This is a genomic window from Methylobacterium sp. CM6241 (genome assembly GCF_054817845.1).
This window is the reverse complement of the sequence record NZ_CM139246.1, coordinates 1,558,094-1,573,010: the sequence shown is the minus strand read 5'-3', so window position 1 is coordinate 1,573,010 and position 14,917 is coordinate 1,558,094. Positions and strand designations below refer to the sequence as shown.

General features: G+C 68.5%; 12 protein-coding genes and 1 pseudogene. 5 read left to right on the top strand and 8 right to left on the bottom strand.

Annotated elements, in window-relative coordinates; translation table 11 throughout:
• Positions 1–23 precede the first annotated feature (23 nt).
• From ACYQR9_RS07285 to ACYQR9_RS07275, 3 genes are read right to left on the bottom strand one after another with little or no spacing between them, the layout of a single operon-like run.
• Positions 24–1,160, bottom strand: a complete 1,137-nt coding sequence (locus ACYQR9_RS07285; RefSeq protein ID WP_461229751.1) for a glycosyltransferase — start codon at positions 1,158–1,160, stop codon at positions 24–26.
• Positions 1,161–1,182: 22 nt separating this feature from the next.
• Entirely contained in the window at positions 1,183–2,070 is an 888-nt protein-coding gene (locus tag ACYQR9_RS07280) for a glycosyltransferase family 2 protein (protein WP_461229182.1), read from the bottom strand.
• On the bottom strand, positions 2,060–4,114 hold the full coding sequence (locus ACYQR9_RS07275; protein WP_461229181.1) for an HAD-IIB family hydrolase: 2,055 nt from the start codon (positions 4,112–4,114) through the stop codon (positions 2,060–2,062). The genes ACYQR9_RS07280 and ACYQR9_RS07275 overlap by 11 nt, the downstream gene beginning before the upstream one ends.
• 60 nt (positions 4,115–4,174) lie before the next feature.
• On the opposite strand from ACYQR9_RS07275, the gene ACYQR9_RS07270 reads away from it, so the two are divergent.
• Both ACYQR9_RS07270 and ACYQR9_RS07265 read left to right on the top strand, forming a co-directional pair.
• Positions 4,175–5,215, top strand: coding sequence for a glycosyltransferase family 4 protein (locus ACYQR9_RS07270; protein ID WP_461229180.1), 1,041 nt, complete (start codon positions 4,175–4,177; stop codon positions 5,213–5,215).
• The gene (locus ACYQR9_RS07265) at positions 5,215–6,423 is read left to right on the top strand and encodes a glycosyltransferase family 4 protein (RefSeq protein WP_461229179.1); all 1,209 of its coding nucleotides are present in this window, start codon (positions 5,215–5,217) and stop codon (positions 6,421–6,423) included. The genes ACYQR9_RS07270 and ACYQR9_RS07265 overlap by 1 nt, the downstream gene beginning before the upstream one ends.
• Here the strand turns inward: ACYQR9_RS07265 and ACYQR9_RS07260 are convergent.
• A complete protein-coding gene (locus ACYQR9_RS07260; protein WP_461229750.1) occupies positions 6,411–7,394 on the bottom strand; it encodes a glycosyltransferase family protein in 984 nt (327 codons plus the stop codon). The genes ACYQR9_RS07265 and ACYQR9_RS07260 overlap by 13 nt on opposite strands.
• 80 nt (positions 7,395–7,474) lie before the next feature.
• Between ACYQR9_RS07260 and ACYQR9_RS07255 the strand changes: the two genes are divergently transcribed.
• Together ACYQR9_RS07255 and ACYQR9_RS07250 are read left to right on the top strand one after the other, a co-directional pair.
• Positions 7,475–8,104 (top strand): hypothetical protein, encoded by a 630-nt coding sequence (locus tag ACYQR9_RS07255; protein ID WP_461229749.1) that lies wholly within the window; start codon positions 7,475–7,477, stop codon positions 8,102–8,104.
• Between the two features lie 46 nt (positions 8,105–8,150).
• A complete protein-coding gene (locus ACYQR9_RS07250; protein WP_461229178.1) occupies positions 8,151–8,795 on the top strand; it encodes a hypothetical protein in 645 nt (214 codons plus the stop codon).
• Between the two features lie 98 nt (positions 8,796–8,893).
• Here the strand turns inward: ACYQR9_RS07250 and ACYQR9_RS07245 are convergent, their stop codons facing one another.
• Positions 8,894–9,802 (bottom strand): LysR family transcriptional regulator, encoded by a 909-nt coding sequence (locus tag ACYQR9_RS07245; RefSeq protein WP_461229177.1) that lies wholly within the window; start codon positions 9,800–9,802, stop codon positions 8,894–8,896.
• A gap of 89 nt (positions 9,803–9,891) precedes the next feature.
• Here ACYQR9_RS07245 and ACYQR9_RS07240 point away from each other — a divergent pair.
• Positions 9,892–10,335, top strand: a pseudogene (locus tag ACYQR9_RS07240) (PACE efflux transporter).
• 80 nt (positions 10,336–10,415) lie between these two features.
• Here the strand turns inward: ACYQR9_RS07240 and ACYQR9_RS07235 are convergent.
• The 3 genes from ACYQR9_RS07235 to ACYQR9_RS07225 all read right to left on the bottom strand — a co-directional run bounded on the left by ACYQR9_RS07235 (position 10,416) and on the right by ACYQR9_RS07225 (position 14,880).
• Entirely contained in the window at positions 10,416–11,309 is an 894-nt protein-coding gene (locus ACYQR9_RS07235) for a lipase family protein (RefSeq protein ID WP_461229176.1), read from the bottom strand.
• 164 nt (positions 11,310–11,473) lie between these two features.
• Positions 11,474–12,169 (bottom strand): response regulator, encoded by a 696-nt coding sequence (locus tag ACYQR9_RS07230; RefSeq protein ID WP_207409889.1) that lies wholly within the window; start codon positions 12,167–12,169, stop codon positions 11,474–11,476.
• Positions 12,166–14,880 carry a DUF4118 domain-containing protein gene (locus ACYQR9_RS07225; protein ID WP_461229175.1) on the bottom strand — a complete coding sequence of 905 codons (2,715 nt, stop codon included), beginning with the start codon at positions 14,878–14,880 and terminating at the stop codon, positions 12,166–12,168. The genes ACYQR9_RS07230 and ACYQR9_RS07225 overlap by 4 nt, the downstream gene beginning before the upstream one ends.
• Positions 14,881–14,917 lie beyond the last annotated feature (37 nt).

Below are 14,917 nucleotides of genomic sequence, written 5' to 3'. Positions count from 1 at the left end.
TCAACGATGGGGTCGAGGGGCATTCAGCCTGCGGCAACGACGGTGAGCGCGGGACGCTCCGCTGCGCCCTGCCAGAGTTCGTCGGTCAGCCCTTCGAGCCAGCCGGCGGCACGACGGGCGGCGTCCGGCGCGTAGAGGCTGCGCAAGGGCGCGGGGTCGAGGGCGCGGGCCCGGTCGAGGAGATCGCGCCAGCCCTGCAGGTCGCCGGGCCAGACCGGGGCCTGGACGGCCGCACCAAGCCGGACCAGGGCCTCGGCTTTGCGGGTCTGCTCACCGAAGTAGCGCCATTCCGGCATGACGATCAGACGCCCGCCGACGCGCGCGACCTCGTGGATCGTGTTGTCGCCCGCCGACGCCACGACGATGTCGGCCGCGGCGAGATAATCGGTCACCGAGGGTACCCAGCCGAGTTCGCGCAGGTTGGAGAAATCCGTCTCGTGCCCCTCGCGGTGGGTGGGCCCGAGAGTCAGCCAAAGGGCTTCGGGCGCGGCGCGTGCGGCCACCGTCAGGGGGGCGTAGGGGGTGCCACTGCCCCCTCCCCCCGTGACCGCGACGACGATCTCGCGGTCGGGGTCGAGGCCGAGCTTCGCACGCGCCTCGGCACGGCCCAGGACACCGTCGACGCTGGTGCAAAGGCCGCCGCTGTAGAAAGTCTTGGCCCGCAGCTGAGCCGGGTAGTCGTCCTGTTCCATGCGCTCGTCGAACGGGGCCAGCATGCCGACACAGGCCTCGTAGGCGCCCAGATGGCCAATGTCGGAGCGGTCCCCGTGCATGCGAATCTGCACCGCCGGAACGCTGGCGATGCGCGCGAGCAGCGCGATCTCGGCGGAGACGTCGACCACGAACAGGCCGACGTCACGCTCGTCGAGATGGTCGAGGATCCGCCGCATGGTCCGGCGCATCTCGGTGAGGCCGAGGGGCACGCAGTGCATCACCTGCGGCGTCGGCTCCGCATAGAGTCGCGGGGTCGGCACCTCGGCGCCGATCATGTTCGGCAGCGTCACGATCTCGATATCGCGGGAAAACCCCTCGAACAGCTGCGGGCCGGCGGTGAGCACGGAGACGGGCCGGTCGCGTGCGAACTCGGCCGCCACCGCCATCGTGCGGTTGGCATGGCCGCGTCCCTGGTGGTGGACGAAGAACGCGATGGGCTTCTTGATCGATGTCACGGGTCGCATTTCGTCAGGAGTAAAGGGCGTCGGGCCGCAGGGCGGCGGCAATTTCGGCGGTACTCGGATGGCGGATGACCCAGATCGCGGGGGAGTCCGCGTCCCAGGCGATCAATCCGGCGGCCTCGAACTGACCGAGCCAGTAGGTCATGCACCAGCGTCCATGCGCCCGGCGGAAGCGGGTGGCATTGGCGAGGATGGGCTCGAAGTGCTGCAACGGCGGCACGTGGACCGGGTGGTGCTGATGGTAGGCGCGCGCCCCCGCGACCCAGAACGTCGGGAGACCGGAGGCGTCGAGGCGGGTGGCGAGGTCGGTCTCCTCGCCGCCATAGCCGACATAGGCCTCGTCCATGCCGCCGATGGCGCGCCAGGCGTGGGCCGGCAGCGCGAAGGACAGGCCCCAGAGTTGGCCGGGATCGGGCTCCCGGCGCATCCCCGTTCGCGGGACCGCCGGCCGGGCCGGATGTGCCCGGCCGTGTCGGGCCAAAGCCGCGTCGTCGGAAGCCGTCTCCGCATCCAAACCCGGCGGCAGATAAAGCACCTCGCCGAGGAAGAGGCCGTCCGTCTCCGATGCGGCCCGGCGATAGGCACCGACGAGGCCGGGCGAGGCAATGCAGTCCACGTCGAGGAAAACCAGCAGGTCTCCGGTTGCGGCCTCGGCCGCGCGGTTGCGGGCGGCGGCGAGCGGCATCGGCTCCCCGGCCACGAAGATATGACGGATGGGACAGCCCGGATCGGGCAAGTCCGGCACCGGCTCTGGCTGCATCCAGGCGATTACCAGTTCATGCGGCCGCAGGGACTGCCGGGCCAATCCACGCATCAGATTGCGCAGGCGGTCGGCCCGGCCGCGCACGAGCGTGAGCACGCTCGCGGAAGGCCCGTCCGAAGGCTCAGCCCGCATCGACCAGCATCCTGCGGAAATGGCCGACGCCTTCGATGATGCCACGGGCGTGCGAGGTCCGGGCGACGTAGGAATGCTTCAGGGCCGCATGGCTCGCCAGGTCGTCGGAATAATTGGCGACGATAATCGCCTGCGCCTCGGCGCGCAGCATCTCCACGTCGTTTCCGGAATCGCCCGCCACGAACACGGCTCTCTCCGGCAAGCCGTAGAGGGCGCGGACATGGCGCACCGCGGTGCCCTTCGATGCCGCCACCGGCAGGACGTCGAGGTAGCGTCCGTGGCTGTGGATCACGTTGGCGAGGAGGTCCGCTTGCGCGAGGCGGTTTCGTACCGCCTCAGCCGCCGCGGCATCCCCGAAATAGCTCAGCTTGTGCCCGCGCTGCTCCAGCCCCCCCTGGGGCACGAGCCCATCGAGACTGGCGAGCACCGCCTGCATGCCGGCACGGTCCCACCCGGTCGAGACGGCGTCGCGCCAAGCCAGATCGGCCGTGTAGGTCACGCCGTTGGGGTCGAGATGGTAGATCTCGGACCCCACCGAGGTGATCATCACCTGCGGGCGCGGACTGGCCTGCTGTTCGAGGATCGCCATGGCGCTGTGAAAGGAGCGACCGGTGGCGACACCGAAGGCCAAACCTGCCTGCCAGCTGCGCCAGCGCCGGAAGATGCCGAGCGCCGCCTCGCAACCCACCAGCGTGTTGTCGATATCGCAGATCAGCAATTGCCGGGGCTCCGCCATGGGCGGCTCGGGTGCCAGGAGCGCCCGCAGTAGGTCGTGGTAGCGCGCCGCATGCTGATCCCAGTCATAGGCGGCGGCCGCGCGCGCGCCTCCCGCCACACACCGCGCGTAGAGGTCGGGCTCGCCGAGGATGCGCAGGCACGCGGCCGCGATCGCGTCTGGCGCGCGCGGATCGACGAGGAGACCGTTGCCGCAGGTCTCGACGATGTCGTTGGGACCGCCGCTGTCGGTGGCGACCAGCGGCAACCCAGACGCCGAGGCTTCCAGCAATGTCAGACCGAAGGGCTCGTTGAAGGCAGGATTGACGAACAGGCCGCCGCGCACGCGGGCATAGGCGTAGATCGCCGGCACATCCTCCGGGTCGTGAGTCTTCGGATAGGCGACGCGTCCGTAGAGATCGTAGCGGTCGATCAGCACCAGAATCTCACGCAGGGTGGCGGCCATGTCGCCGTCGAGCGCATCGATGTCCTCGCGCGTGCCGGCCATGAGGACGAGGTTGGCACGGGACTGCAGGGCCGGGCTTTCGCCATAGGCACGCAGCAGCGCCGCCAGATTCTTGCGCGCCACCGGCCGGGCGAGGGCAAGCAAGGCGGGCTTGCCCGGATCCTGCAGAAAGCGGTCGATGGTGGCATCGACCCGCGAAAGGGGCTCGGCAGACGCGAACCTCGCGAGGTCACTGCCCGGTGGTAGGACCCGGATGCGTCCGGGATCGTAGGCGACGTATCCGGCATATTGCACTTCCGCCTCGTCGCGGGACGAGGCGATGACGAGACTGGCGCTAGCCAGCGCCCCCTCTTCCGCAGCGATGCGGTGGGCGAGATCGGCGAAGGTCTCCGCTCCTACACCCAACATCGATGCCTTGACCCGCCCGAGCGAATGGGCGGTGAACACGAAGGGTATTCCGAGTTCATCCGTCACGAGCCTCGCGACCGAGGCGGCATCGGCGTAATGGGCATGGATCATGTCCGGCGCCCGAGGCTGCCGTGCGATCCAGTCCATGAGGCTCCGGGCGAAGCTCGCCACCTCCTCGTGCATCTCCTCCTTGGCGCGATAGACGGGGGACGCGCTCGCGAGCCGCACGAGCTCCACCTTGTCGGAGATGCGCTCTTCGGGCACGGCGTAATCCGGCCCATGCGTGCCGTCGAACAGACGTGTCGCCATGACGATCCTGTCGATGCCGGCATCCTGTGACGAGGCCGCCACGAGATCGAGCAGGTAGCGGATATGGCCGCCGGTATCGGCGGTGAGCCCAAACACCACTCCGCCGCCGCGCAGGCAGCCCTGAAGGGCGATATGCAAGATAAACATCAGGCCGACAGCGTTGTAAGCGCGCTGAGACAAGCAAATTCTGTAGTTGAGGTCCGCTCCGTGATTCGCGTCGCCCAAGTCGCCCCGAACATTTTCCCTGTTCCTCCCGAGCATCACGGTGGCACGGAGCGGGTCATTCATGACCTCAGCACGGCACTACGAAACCTCAGCGTCGAAATAACGCTGTTCGCGCCGTCCGACAGTGCGACAGACTTACCACGCATCGGCGACCATCCCAGTCTGGCGGCCCTCGAAAGCCGGCACGGTCGCGTTGCACCCGGCGTCCCGGCGGCGCTCGACGCACTGCAATTGGAGGCGCTGCGGCTGAGGATGGACGAGTTCGACATCATCCATTGCCACGGCGAGTTCGCACATGCGGCGCTCCTCGGAACCCGCCGGCGGCACAGCCTGACCACGATCCACTGGCGGGTGGACGAGCTCGACCGGGCGCTGTTCTTCGCGGGGTTTCCCGACCTGCCGGTGGCGGCGATCTCGGCGGCGCAGGAGGCCGGCATCCCGGCCTCGAACCGCGCCGGGATCGTCCATCACGGCATCGCGCGGGACCGCTACGCATTGCGGACCCAGCCCGGAGACCATGTCGCCTTCGTGGGTCGGATGACCGACCAGAAGCTGCCGGACACTGCCATCCGTGTCGCGCGCGCCGCCGGCGTGCCGATCCGGCTCGGCGGCACGATCGACGTCGGCAACCCCGACTATTTCGAACGCCACGTGCGCCCGCTCCTCGGCGAGGACGCGACCTATCTCGGTCCCGTGGACGATTCCCGCAAGGCGGATCTCCTGGGAAGCGCGCGGGCTCTGCTCTTCCCCATCGACTGGCCCGAGCCCTTCGGCCTCGTGATGATCGAGGCGATGGCCTGTGGCACGCCAGTGATCGCCTGGAACCGCGGCTCGGTGCCGGAGATCGTCGAGGACGGCGTGACCGGTTTCGTCGTCTCCTCCGAGGCCGAGGCGGTGGAGGCCCTGGGCCGGATCGGCCGCCTCGACCGCGCCGTCATCCGCCGCCGCTTCGAGGCGCGCTTCACCGCCGAGCGCATGGCGGCCGATTACCTCGCCGTCTATCGCCGCCTGCTTGCTGCCTGATGCGCGTTGCGCTCCTCACGTGGGATTATCCGCCGGCACCGAGCGGTCTCTCGACCGCCGCCCGGGAGATCGCCGAAAGCCTCGCCGGGGCCGGCGTCGACGTCACGGTCTTCACACTCGACCGCGTCGGCCGCGAACGGGTCGAGGGCGTGACGGTTGCGGGGATTGGCCTGGCGCCGGACGGCGGGCTGGCCCGCCTGCGCCGCTGGGGTTCGGCCGGGCACCTCGCCGCGCCGTTTGCCTTCCGCCATGCCATCCTCGCCGACCATGCCCGAGCTCCCTTCGGCGTCGTGGAGGCAACGAACTGGTACGCCCCCGCCGCGCTGCTGACCGGCCGCCGAGACCTGCCGCTGGTCACGCGCAGTTCGACGCCCGCCGCTTTCACGCGCCCGCCCGCCGGCTCGTTGCGCGATGGCCTGGACGGAAGAGCCGCCGATGCCCTCGAACGCCGCCAGGGACGCGGCAGCGCCGGGTTGATCGCCAACACCTCCGAGCACGGAGCCGTGATCGCCCGAGCCTACGGCCTGTCCGGCCGACAACCGGAGGCAGTGATCGGCCTCAGCCTGCCGCCGGAGATCGCGGCAGCGGCGCGCGGCGCGCCATACCCGGAGGATGAAGGGCCGGTACGCCTGCTCTTCGTCGGCCGGGCAGAAGCACGGAAAGGCTTCGACGCGCTTCTCGCTGCGGTCGCGATCCTAGCCGAGGAAGCGAGGCGCGGCGCCGTCCCTGCCTTCGTGCTCGATCTCGTCGGCGTGACGGCAACGGATCTCCCGACCGACATCCCTGAAGCGGCGCGGGCCTGCATTCGCGCACGCGGCCGGGTGCCTGCGGAAGACCTCGCCGACGCCTATGCCGAGGCGCACGCAGTGCTCGCCCCCTCACGCTACGAGAGCTTCGGCCTCGTCTATCAGGAGGCCCTCGCCTATGGCCGGCCGGTGGTGGCCTGTGCGCAGGACGCGAGCGCGCGCAGGTTCGTAGGCGGGCCCGGCGCCGGGCCGCTGGCCAAGGAGGCTACCGGCCCGGCCCTGGCCGATGCCCTTCGTCCGCTGCTGGCCGATCCGGCTCTGCGCCGCACTTATCGGACCAACGCACTGGCGGCGGCTGGCCGCTTCAGCCGGGAGGTGCTCGCCAGAGACACCCTCGACCTCTATGCTCGGGCGATCGCGGCGGCCCAGGCCCACGGGTCAGCGCGGCCTCACTCCCGGTAGGGCTGCAGCAGCGAGGCCTCCTCCTCGGGACGTCCGCGTCCCGGGTCCAGGCTCTCGTAGCGCCGTGAGCGAGCCAGGACATGGACCCGGCTCAGACGGTGCTCGATCGCCCCGTGCAGGGCGATGAAGCTGCGTGGCCAGCCGCCGTCGAGGACCGGCCGCTCGTGCACGCGACCAGCATAGCGCACGGACTTGCGATTGAGCCGATACTGCACGTCCGGGTAGACGTCCGAGAGGATGCCGTCGACACGGTTCCGGCGCGCCAAGCCGACGGAGAGGACATCGTCCGCCTCCGCCATGGCAGCCAGCGCCGGAAGGAGCTGGCCGGAATCGGCAGTGAGGCTCTCGTCGGCATCGAGCTGCAGCATCCAGGGATTGCGGGCGAGATCCTGAAGGACGTTGCGCTGCGTACTGAAATCACCGTCCATGGGCCGGGCGCCCACCCGCACGGCACTCGGTGGAAATCCGGCCGTGGGCACGGCTCGCGGCGGATGCGCCGGCGCGTCGAGCAGGATCACGACATCGTCGGTCCAGCCCGCATGGCTCGCCACGTTAGCCAGGACGGCGTCGAGCTCGGGCGGCCGGCAGAGCAGGCCCAGAGAGACCGGCACTCCCGCCGCCCCGTCTAGGGCGTAGAGGTCCGCCCGCGCGGCACGGTCGCCATGCGGATGTCGAAGGTCGGTCCGCCCCTCGTCGTCGAGCGCACGAACGCCGAGGCCGAAGCCGGTCGCGGCACTGCGCAGGGTGTAGAGGTCCAACCCGTAGCCGCCCTCCGGGTCGGGAAGGAAAATCGGGCCCGAAAGGCGCTCGGCGAGATCCGCGCGGCATCGCTGAGGCTCTGCATCCGCCGCCAGCAGGAGGCCGCAGGACGCGCAGGCGAGCGAAAAGGCGCGGCGGCGTCCACCCGGATAGAAGAGGTGCCGGTCGGTCGGCTGCAGCATGGCGGCGCCACAGACAAAGCATCGACGCATCATCGGTCCCCCTCCCCGCTCGCACCTTGCCGCGCGGGTCCGACGCCATACCTCCGCTGCTCCTCGTACCCCTGCCGCAAGTGAATACCCAGGTCGACTCCCCCCTCTCCCACGACGTGCTGCGGTTACCGGATTCGCCGCTCGCCATCGTCGGCAACGCGCCGGGGATCGAGGCCGCCGCCGCCATCGATGCCGCCACCACTGTCGTGCGCTTCAACAACGCGGCGGGTTTCGGCGGGAGCACCGGCTCCCGGGTCACGCACCTCGCCCTGGTCAATCGCGGCGGACAGATGCGCGAATGGCTGGCCGACCCGGGCTTCCTCGATCGCCCCGTCGTCCGGTGCGCCGAAGCGTTCATCCTGCCATTCCCGATGCTCGCCGCAGAGGAGAACCGGCCTGAACAGATGTGCTGGACCCGCGAGGTGCTGGCCTTGCTGGCTCCCCTCGGCAAACCGCTCCACGTGCTGTCCGACGATCTGCACCGCGAGGGGCGGCGTCGCCTCGCGCCTGGCACCACGGGACGGCCGAACCCCAGCACCGGATTCCTCGTGACGCTGGCGCTCCTCCTCGGCCGGCGACCACAATCCGAGCCGGTCGATGCCTATGGCTTCGGCTTTGCCGGCTGGCCCGGCCATCCCTGGGCCGCCGAACGCGCGTGGTTTGCAGAGGCCGAGGCGGCCGGGCGGCTCCGACTGCACACCTCCACATGAACCGCCCATCCCTGGGCTGGGCTCCCCATAGGATCTGGTTTCCCACATGACCACGCTGATCACCGTCCTGAAGGGCGGCGGCCGTTACGATGCGAGCTGGGTCGAGCGCCTCGCTCGCGGCGTGCGCCGCCACGCCCCGGCCTTCGACAGGATACTCTGCCTGACGGACCTTCCCCTCGCCATGGCCGGTGTGGAGCGCGTGGCGCTCCGGCACGATTTGCCGGCATGGTGGGCGAAGATGGAGGCGTTTCGCCCCGGCCTGACGCGGGGAACGACGGTGCTGTGCGACCTCGACACCGTCTTCACCGGGCCAGCCGACGCCCTCGCCTCGCCGGGATTGGCCGCGACGGAGGATTATTTCCATACGGACCGTCTCTCCAGCGCCCTGATGCGCTGGGAGGGCGGCGAACTGGATTTCCTCTCCACCGCCTTTACGGCGGACCCTGCGCGCTGGATGGAGGCGGGGTCATGCGGACCTGTCCCGAACGCCGTGCACGGCGATCAGGTCGTCATCGACCACCTGCTACGACGGGAAGGCGTGCGCCCGGACTATATCCAGCGCCTTCACCCGAACCTGCTTGATTTCTACGACCCGCGCCGGGCCGATCACGGTCCGGTGGTGATCTTCATCGGCGATGCGAAGCCGGACAATGCGACCGGCCCGGTCCGGGCGGCATGGGAACGGCCTTGACCCGTCTCATGCCACCGGTCCGATTCCCGCTCATGAAGGGCTGATCGCTTTCGTGATGGGAAGGCGTTTTCCACCGGGACGATTTCGCTTTCCGTCCCTCAGCCTGCTTGGCTACCGTTCGACAGGGTGCCGACCCGCTCCGCTGCGAAGCGCTCGCGCAGCCACGCCGCAGCGGGGCCGCAGGGGCGCTGCTTGTGCCAGACCAGTTCCAGGGCGATCGGCCAATCGCCCTTGTCGAATTGGAGGTCCGGCGTGACGAGGAACGGCGCGGTCTGCGATGCCGCGATGACGTGGTCGGTGACGAAAGCCCAGCCGATCCCGTGTTTCACCAATTCGAGGATCACCCAGTGGCTCTCCACCCACCAGACCTCGGCGGCCACCCGCAGGCGGCGTTTTTCCGGCCCGTCGCTGCGCGCGGCGACGAGGATCTGGCGGTGGCGCTTCAGTTCCTCCCACTCCACGCGTGCTTTCGCCAGCGGGTGATCGCATCCGCAGACGAGCTTGAGCGGTACCCAGCCGATGGTCTGGAAGCCCAGTTCCGTGGGCAGGACCTCCTGGCGCCACATGACACCGAGAGCGGCGGCGCCGGATTGAACCATGCGGCTGACATCCTCCATCAGCGGGAAGAGCAGTTCCAGTTCCACGAAGGGGAAATGCCGCGCGAAATCGGCGAAGAGGGCGCCGAGCGCATGTTCGGGGTAGAGTTCGTCGATGGCGACCACCAGCCGGTTCTCCACCCGCCGCTCCAGGCTGCTCGCCACGCCGATGAGATGCTCCCGCCTGTCGAGCACCACGCGCGCTTCGAGCAGCAGCCGCTCTCCCGCCGGTGTGAGCACCGGGTTCCTGCCCGCCCGGCTGAATAACGCCACGCCCAGATCCGTCTCCAGGTTCGCCACCTGGGTGCTGATGGCCGACTGCGCCTTTCGCAATGTCCGGGCTGCGCCGGAGAAGGACCCGGCCTCGGCCGCTGCCACGAAGGCCTGAAGCTGGTCGAGCGAGACGGCCATCTATCTGGATCCGAGATACATACCAACTTGATGCTCTGGGTATCGCAGATAGGAAACGGTCAACCAACGAGATTGTTCAAGGTATGACCATGCGCAGCACACGCGACCGTATCCGCCACGCCCTCCTGTTCGAGATGTTCGGGCTCGCGCTGATCATCCCGTTCGGCACCGTGCTGTTCGGATTGCACGCCTCCGATATGGGAATGATCGGCGTGGGCAGCGCCGTGATCGCAACAGCCTGGAATTACGTCTAAAATCTCGGTTTCGATCGAGCCATGCAACGACTCGCCAGTCACACGCGAAAGAGCCTCCCCCTGCGAGTGGGGCACGCCGTTTTGTTCGAGGCAGGTCTGCTCATGATCCTGCTGCCGCCGATCGCCTGGTATCTCGGGATCGGCCTCGCGCAAGCCTTCTTCATGGATCTCGCGATCGCGGCTTTCTACGTGGTCTACGCCTTCCTCTTCAATCTCGGCTACGACCGAGCCTTCCCATTGCGGAGCTGGAGCGCGACCGCGGCGGAGCCGTGCCGCTGAGCGGCGCCCGTCGCCTGCAGCAGAGGCCCAGGCTTCGAAAGTGCACCCTGGGGGCGGATCGGCGACGATCCCCCCTGCTTTCAGACGGATTCCGCGCTCCTGACGGGCCGTTGCTCACGCGAAACGAAATTCGAGACGATGGCTGAAAATTCGGGCGTGCGAAGGTAGCCGTAGGATTTATGGTGGTTCGGCTCCCCGCCGGGACGCCGGTACGCATTGATGACTCTCCGGTCGTCGATGCGGATGCCGGTCTCGTTTGGTGAGTAGTCCGTCGCCAGATCACCCATGATGGCGACGACGTCTTCTCCATCGGCGAGGTTCGTCCAAGCCGCGACGTTGTTCGGCACGCGTAATGTGTCGTGCTCGGCCTCGAATTTGAGCTTCACCTTCGCCAAGCCCAATGGCGACGCCGCCGTGACGAGGTGGTCGATCCTCAATGATGGTTCGTCCCGTTCCAGCATCCGCAAGACGTCGTAGGCGATGACCGACCCCATCGAATGGGCGACAAGAAGGATGCGATGGGCGCCGAACGCCTTCAGGCGTTCGATCAGCCGCGTACGAACCCGACGGGCGAAGTCCTGTTCGGCGTGATAGTGCCAGAGGTCGTCGAAGCGATGTTCGAGAATGACATCGTCAACGAGAGTCACGCCGGTCGCCTCCTCGACGGCGTCGATCCCGGCATAGACCGGTGCCAGCATGGCGTTGGTGGTGAGCGTCGGCGCGGCCTCCCCGCGTGGTAGAGGTCCCGTCCCCTCGTAAGGCCGGTACGGCTCGCGGTTGCCATCCCCGGACAGCGGCGCGTCGTAGCGAAGATCGGCCCAGTAGACGAAGTCGAACGCGAAGTGGGGATCGGCGATGCCTTCGTTGCGAACGAGGCCCTCGTCGATGGCCGCCTTCCACCATCGCGTTTTCTCATCTGCGGGTGGTTTGTTCGCGAGACCGTGGATGCCGATAACGACGCAATCGCGCTCCATAGGTCCGGACGGTTCCTCTCGATGAAGGCGCGCGCTTCACCACGCCCGCCTTTGTCAGATCGGTCCATGAACGCGAATCCCCGGATTTCGATGCATGGCGAAGGGTGAAGTTGGCGACGCATGCCCATTGCCCATGCAGCCGTCGGTGCTTGCGTCAGGGCATGTCAGGTCCGGGCATCGTCCTCCGGCGCGCGCAGGCGGTAGCCGATTCCGGTCTCGGTGAGGAGGATGCGCGGCCGCTCGGGATCGGCCTCAAGCTTGAGGCGAAGCTGGCGCATGTAGACCCGCAGGTATTGCGGGTCCGACGAGGTCGAGACCTCCTTCATGAGTTGGGCGTGGGTGAGTGCCTTGCCGGCATGCTGGATCAGCACGCGCAGGAAATCGTACTCGCGCGGGGTGAGCTTCACTTCCGCTCCGCGAACCCGGACGATGCGGCGCACGAGATCGACGCTGAGGCCATCGACCTCGAACAGGGCGCGCTCGCCCTGGACGGCGAGCTGATGCCGCAGGGCCGCGCGGATGCGGGCGAGGAGTTCGCCCATGCCGAAGGGCTTCGTCACGTAATCGTCGGCCCCGAGATCCAGAGCTTCGACCTTGCCCGGCTCGTCATCGCGGCTCGACAGGACGACCACCGGCAGGTCGCGATGGTCTTCGCGAATGCGGCGCAAGAGGTCGTGCCCCCGCATGTCCGGCAGCCCGAGGTCGAGGATGATGAGGTCGATCGCCTCCTTGGCCAGGAGGTCGAGGGCGATGCGGGCGTTCGGCGCCTCGAAGATCGCGTAGCCCTGGGTCGCGAGCCCCATGCGCAGCAATTTGCGGATCGGCGGTTCGTCGTCGATGACGAGGATGTTCAGGCTCATGCGGCGAGATCCGCCCGGCTGTGTCCGGGCACCGGCAGGACGATGGTAAAGATCGCGCCGAGGCGGTCACGGCGGTTTCCCGCCGTCATTGCGCCACCCATGGCCTCGACGAAACCGCGTGCGATGGCGAGGCCGAGCCCAGTGCCGGCCCTTACGCTGTCGCCTTTGCGGACGCGATAGAACTTGTCGAACACGCGCTCGACATCGGCCTCAGGCAGGCCGTCGCCCTCGTCGAGCACCGCGAGGTGGACCCACCCACCCTCGGCCGAGCCCCGGACGGTGACGGTGGACTCCTCCGGGGCATATTTGGCGGCGTTGTCGAGGAGGTTGACCAGCACCTGCTCGAACAGGACGGGGTCGAGGCGCAGGGCCGGCAAACCCGCCGGCAGATCCAGCACGACGCGGTGTCCTACCAGAATGGGACCGAGGCGACGCAGGGCCGTGTCTACGATCTCGGCGACGTCCTGCAGGGTGAGGTTGGCAGCGACCGCTCCCGCCTCGAGCCGTGTCATGTCGAGGAGGTTGACGATGAAGCGGTTCAGACGCTCCGATTCCGCGATGACGGTCGTGAGCAGGTCGGCCTTGGCCTCGTGGGCCAAAGCCCCATCGAGGTCGCGCAGGGTCGTGGCCGCCCCCAGCACCGAAGCGAGCGGCGTGCGCAGATCGTGCGAGATCGAGGTGAGCAGTGCTTGGCGCAGGCGGTCGGTCTCGGCGGCGCGCTCGGCGCGGTCGAGATCCTCCACGAGGCGGACGCGCTCGATGGCGAGCGCCGCCATATCGGCCAAAGTGTCGAACAGGCGTCGTTCCTCCGGGGTGAGGATGGGGCCGATGCGATCCGCATCGAGGCCGATCACGCCGACGATGCCGCGCCCCGTGCGCATCGGCAGGAAGAGCCGCCTGGCGCCCGGCAGGGTGTCGGCGCCGCGTCCCGCCGGCCTTTCGTTGTCGAAGGCCCATTTCGCCGCGCCGAAATCGGCCGCATCCAGCCTGTCCTCGGGTGGGAAGCCGGCGCGCACCGAGACGACGTCGTTCTCGGGCAACAGGAGCACGACGCGGACCTTGAGCATGGCGGCGATCTGGGCCGAGGTGGCCCAGAGCACGTCGTCGAGGGTTCCGCAGCCGGCGAGCTTGCGGCTGAAACCGTAGAGTCGCTCCGTTGCCCGAGCGCGCCCTTGCGAGACCCTGGCCTCCCGGCGGGTCTGCGAGGCGAGGTTCGAGACCACCACGGCCACCACCGTAAAGAGCAGGAACGCGGCGACGTTGGTCGGGTCGGCGATGGTGAGTGTGTAGACCGGCGGGAGAAAGAAGAAGTTGTAGGAGAGCGAGGCGGCCAGCACCGCGGCCAGCGACGGCCCCAGCCCGAGGCGCACCGCCACCGCCACCACCGCGGTCAACAGAATGAGGTCGGCATTCTCGACGCCGAGATAGGGTTGCAAAACGAGCGCGAGTCCGAGCCCTAAAGCCGTGGCGGTCAGGGCGAGGACATAGTGACCGGGACTGAAGGCACGCACAGCCGGGGCCGTCGCCACCGTCTTCGGCGGAACCGGACCTGCCTCGATCGCCTCGCCGGCGATGACGTGGATACTGATCGTGCCGGAGCGCCGGACGATATCGTGCACCACCGAGCCATGGAACAGCTCGAACAAGGGCGAGCGGTCGGCCTTGCCGAGAATGATGTGGTTGACGTTCGCCGAGCGGGCATAGGCGAGGATGTCGTCGGCGACGCGACGGCCACCCGGGATCGTCACGGCATCGCCGCCGAGGCGGTCGGCGAGGCGCAGGGTGTCGGCGATGCGGTCGCGCGCGGCCTCGTCGAGGGAGAGGGTTCGAGGGCCCTCGACCGTGATGGCGGTCCAGGGCGCGTGCAGCCGGTCCGCGAGACGTTTGGCGTGGCGCACGAGGCCGGCCGAGCGCGGATCCTCACTGATACAGACGAGGACCCGTTCGCCCGCGCCCCACGGACCCGCGATGGCATTGGCCCGCATGTGGCTGAGAAGTTCGTCATCGACCCGGTCGGCGGTGCGGCGGAGCGCGAGTTCCCGCAGGGCCGTGAGATTGCCCCGGGAAAAGTAGTGTTTCAGCGCGCGCTCGGCGTTGCCCTTCACGTAGACTTTGCCGTCGCGCAGACGCTGGATCAGGTCGTCGGGGCTGAGATCGACCACCTCGATGTCGTCGGCCCGGTCCAAGACACCGTCCGGCACGGTTTCCCGCACGCGGATGCGGGTGATCTGGGCGACGACGTCGTTGAGGCTCTCGACATGCTGGATGTTGAGGGTGGTGTAGACGTCGATGCCGGCGTCGAGGAGTTCCTCGACGTCCTGGTAGCGCTTGGGATGGCGCGAGCCGGGCGCGTTGGTGTGGGCGAGCTCGTCCACGAGGGCCAGGGCGGGCCGACGCAGGAGCAAGGCGTCGAGGTCCATCTCATCCAGCATCGTGCCGTGATACGCGATGGAATGCCGGGCCATCACCTCGAAGCCCTCGACGAGAGTCTCGGTCTCGGACCGGCCATGTGTCTCGACCACGCCGACGACGACGTCCGTCCCGGCCTTGAGCCGGGCACGTCCGACGGTCAGCATCTCGTAGGTCTTGCCGACGCCAGGAGCCGCCCCGATAAACACCTTGAGGCGGCCGCGATGTCCCTCCTCCCGGCGGACGGCCGCGAGCAGCGCGTCGGGCGAGGGACGGTCCGGATCGCGATGAGGCATCGGCATGGGCGGCCCGACATGCGGAAAGAGTGGCGCGGCAAGA

Excerpts from the sequence above, each read along its gene's own strand:
- ACYQR9_RS07230 (WP_207409889.1), bottom strand. The coding sequence starts at position 12,169 with ATGAGCCTGAACATCCTCGTCATCGACGACGAACCGCCGATCCGCAAA.
- ACYQR9_RS07235 (WP_461229176.1), bottom strand. The coding sequence starts at position 11,309 with ATGGAGCGCGATTGCGTCGTTATCGGCATCCACGGTCTCGCGAACAAA.
- ACYQR9_RS07250 (WP_461229178.1), top strand. The coding sequence starts at position 8,151 with ATGACCACGCTGATCACCGTCCTGAAGGGCGGCGGCCGTTACGATGCG.
- ACYQR9_RS07265 (WP_461229179.1), top strand. The coding sequence starts at position 5,215 with ATGCGCGTTGCGCTCCTCACGTGGGATTATCCGCCGGCACCGAGCGGT.
- ACYQR9_RS07245 (WP_461229177.1), bottom strand. The coding sequence starts at position 9,802 with ATGGCCGTCTCGCTCGACCAGCTTCAGGCCTTCGTGGCAGCGGCCGAG.
- ACYQR9_RS07260 (WP_461229750.1), bottom strand. The coding sequence starts at position 7,394 with ATGCGTCGATGCTTTGTCTGTGGCGCCGCCATGCTGCAGCCGACCGAC.
- ACYQR9_RS07225 (WP_461229175.1), bottom strand. The coding sequence starts at position 14,880 with ATGCCGATGCCTCATCGCGATCCGGACCGTCCCTCGCCCGACGCGCTG.
- ACYQR9_RS07280 (WP_461229182.1), bottom strand. The coding sequence starts at position 2,070 with ATGCGGGCTGAGCCTTCGGACGGGCCTTCCGCGAGCGTGCTCACGCTC.
- ACYQR9_RS07275 (WP_461229181.1), bottom strand. The coding sequence starts at position 4,114 with ATGTTTATCTTGCATATCGCCCTTCAGGGCTGCCTGCGCGGCGGCGGA.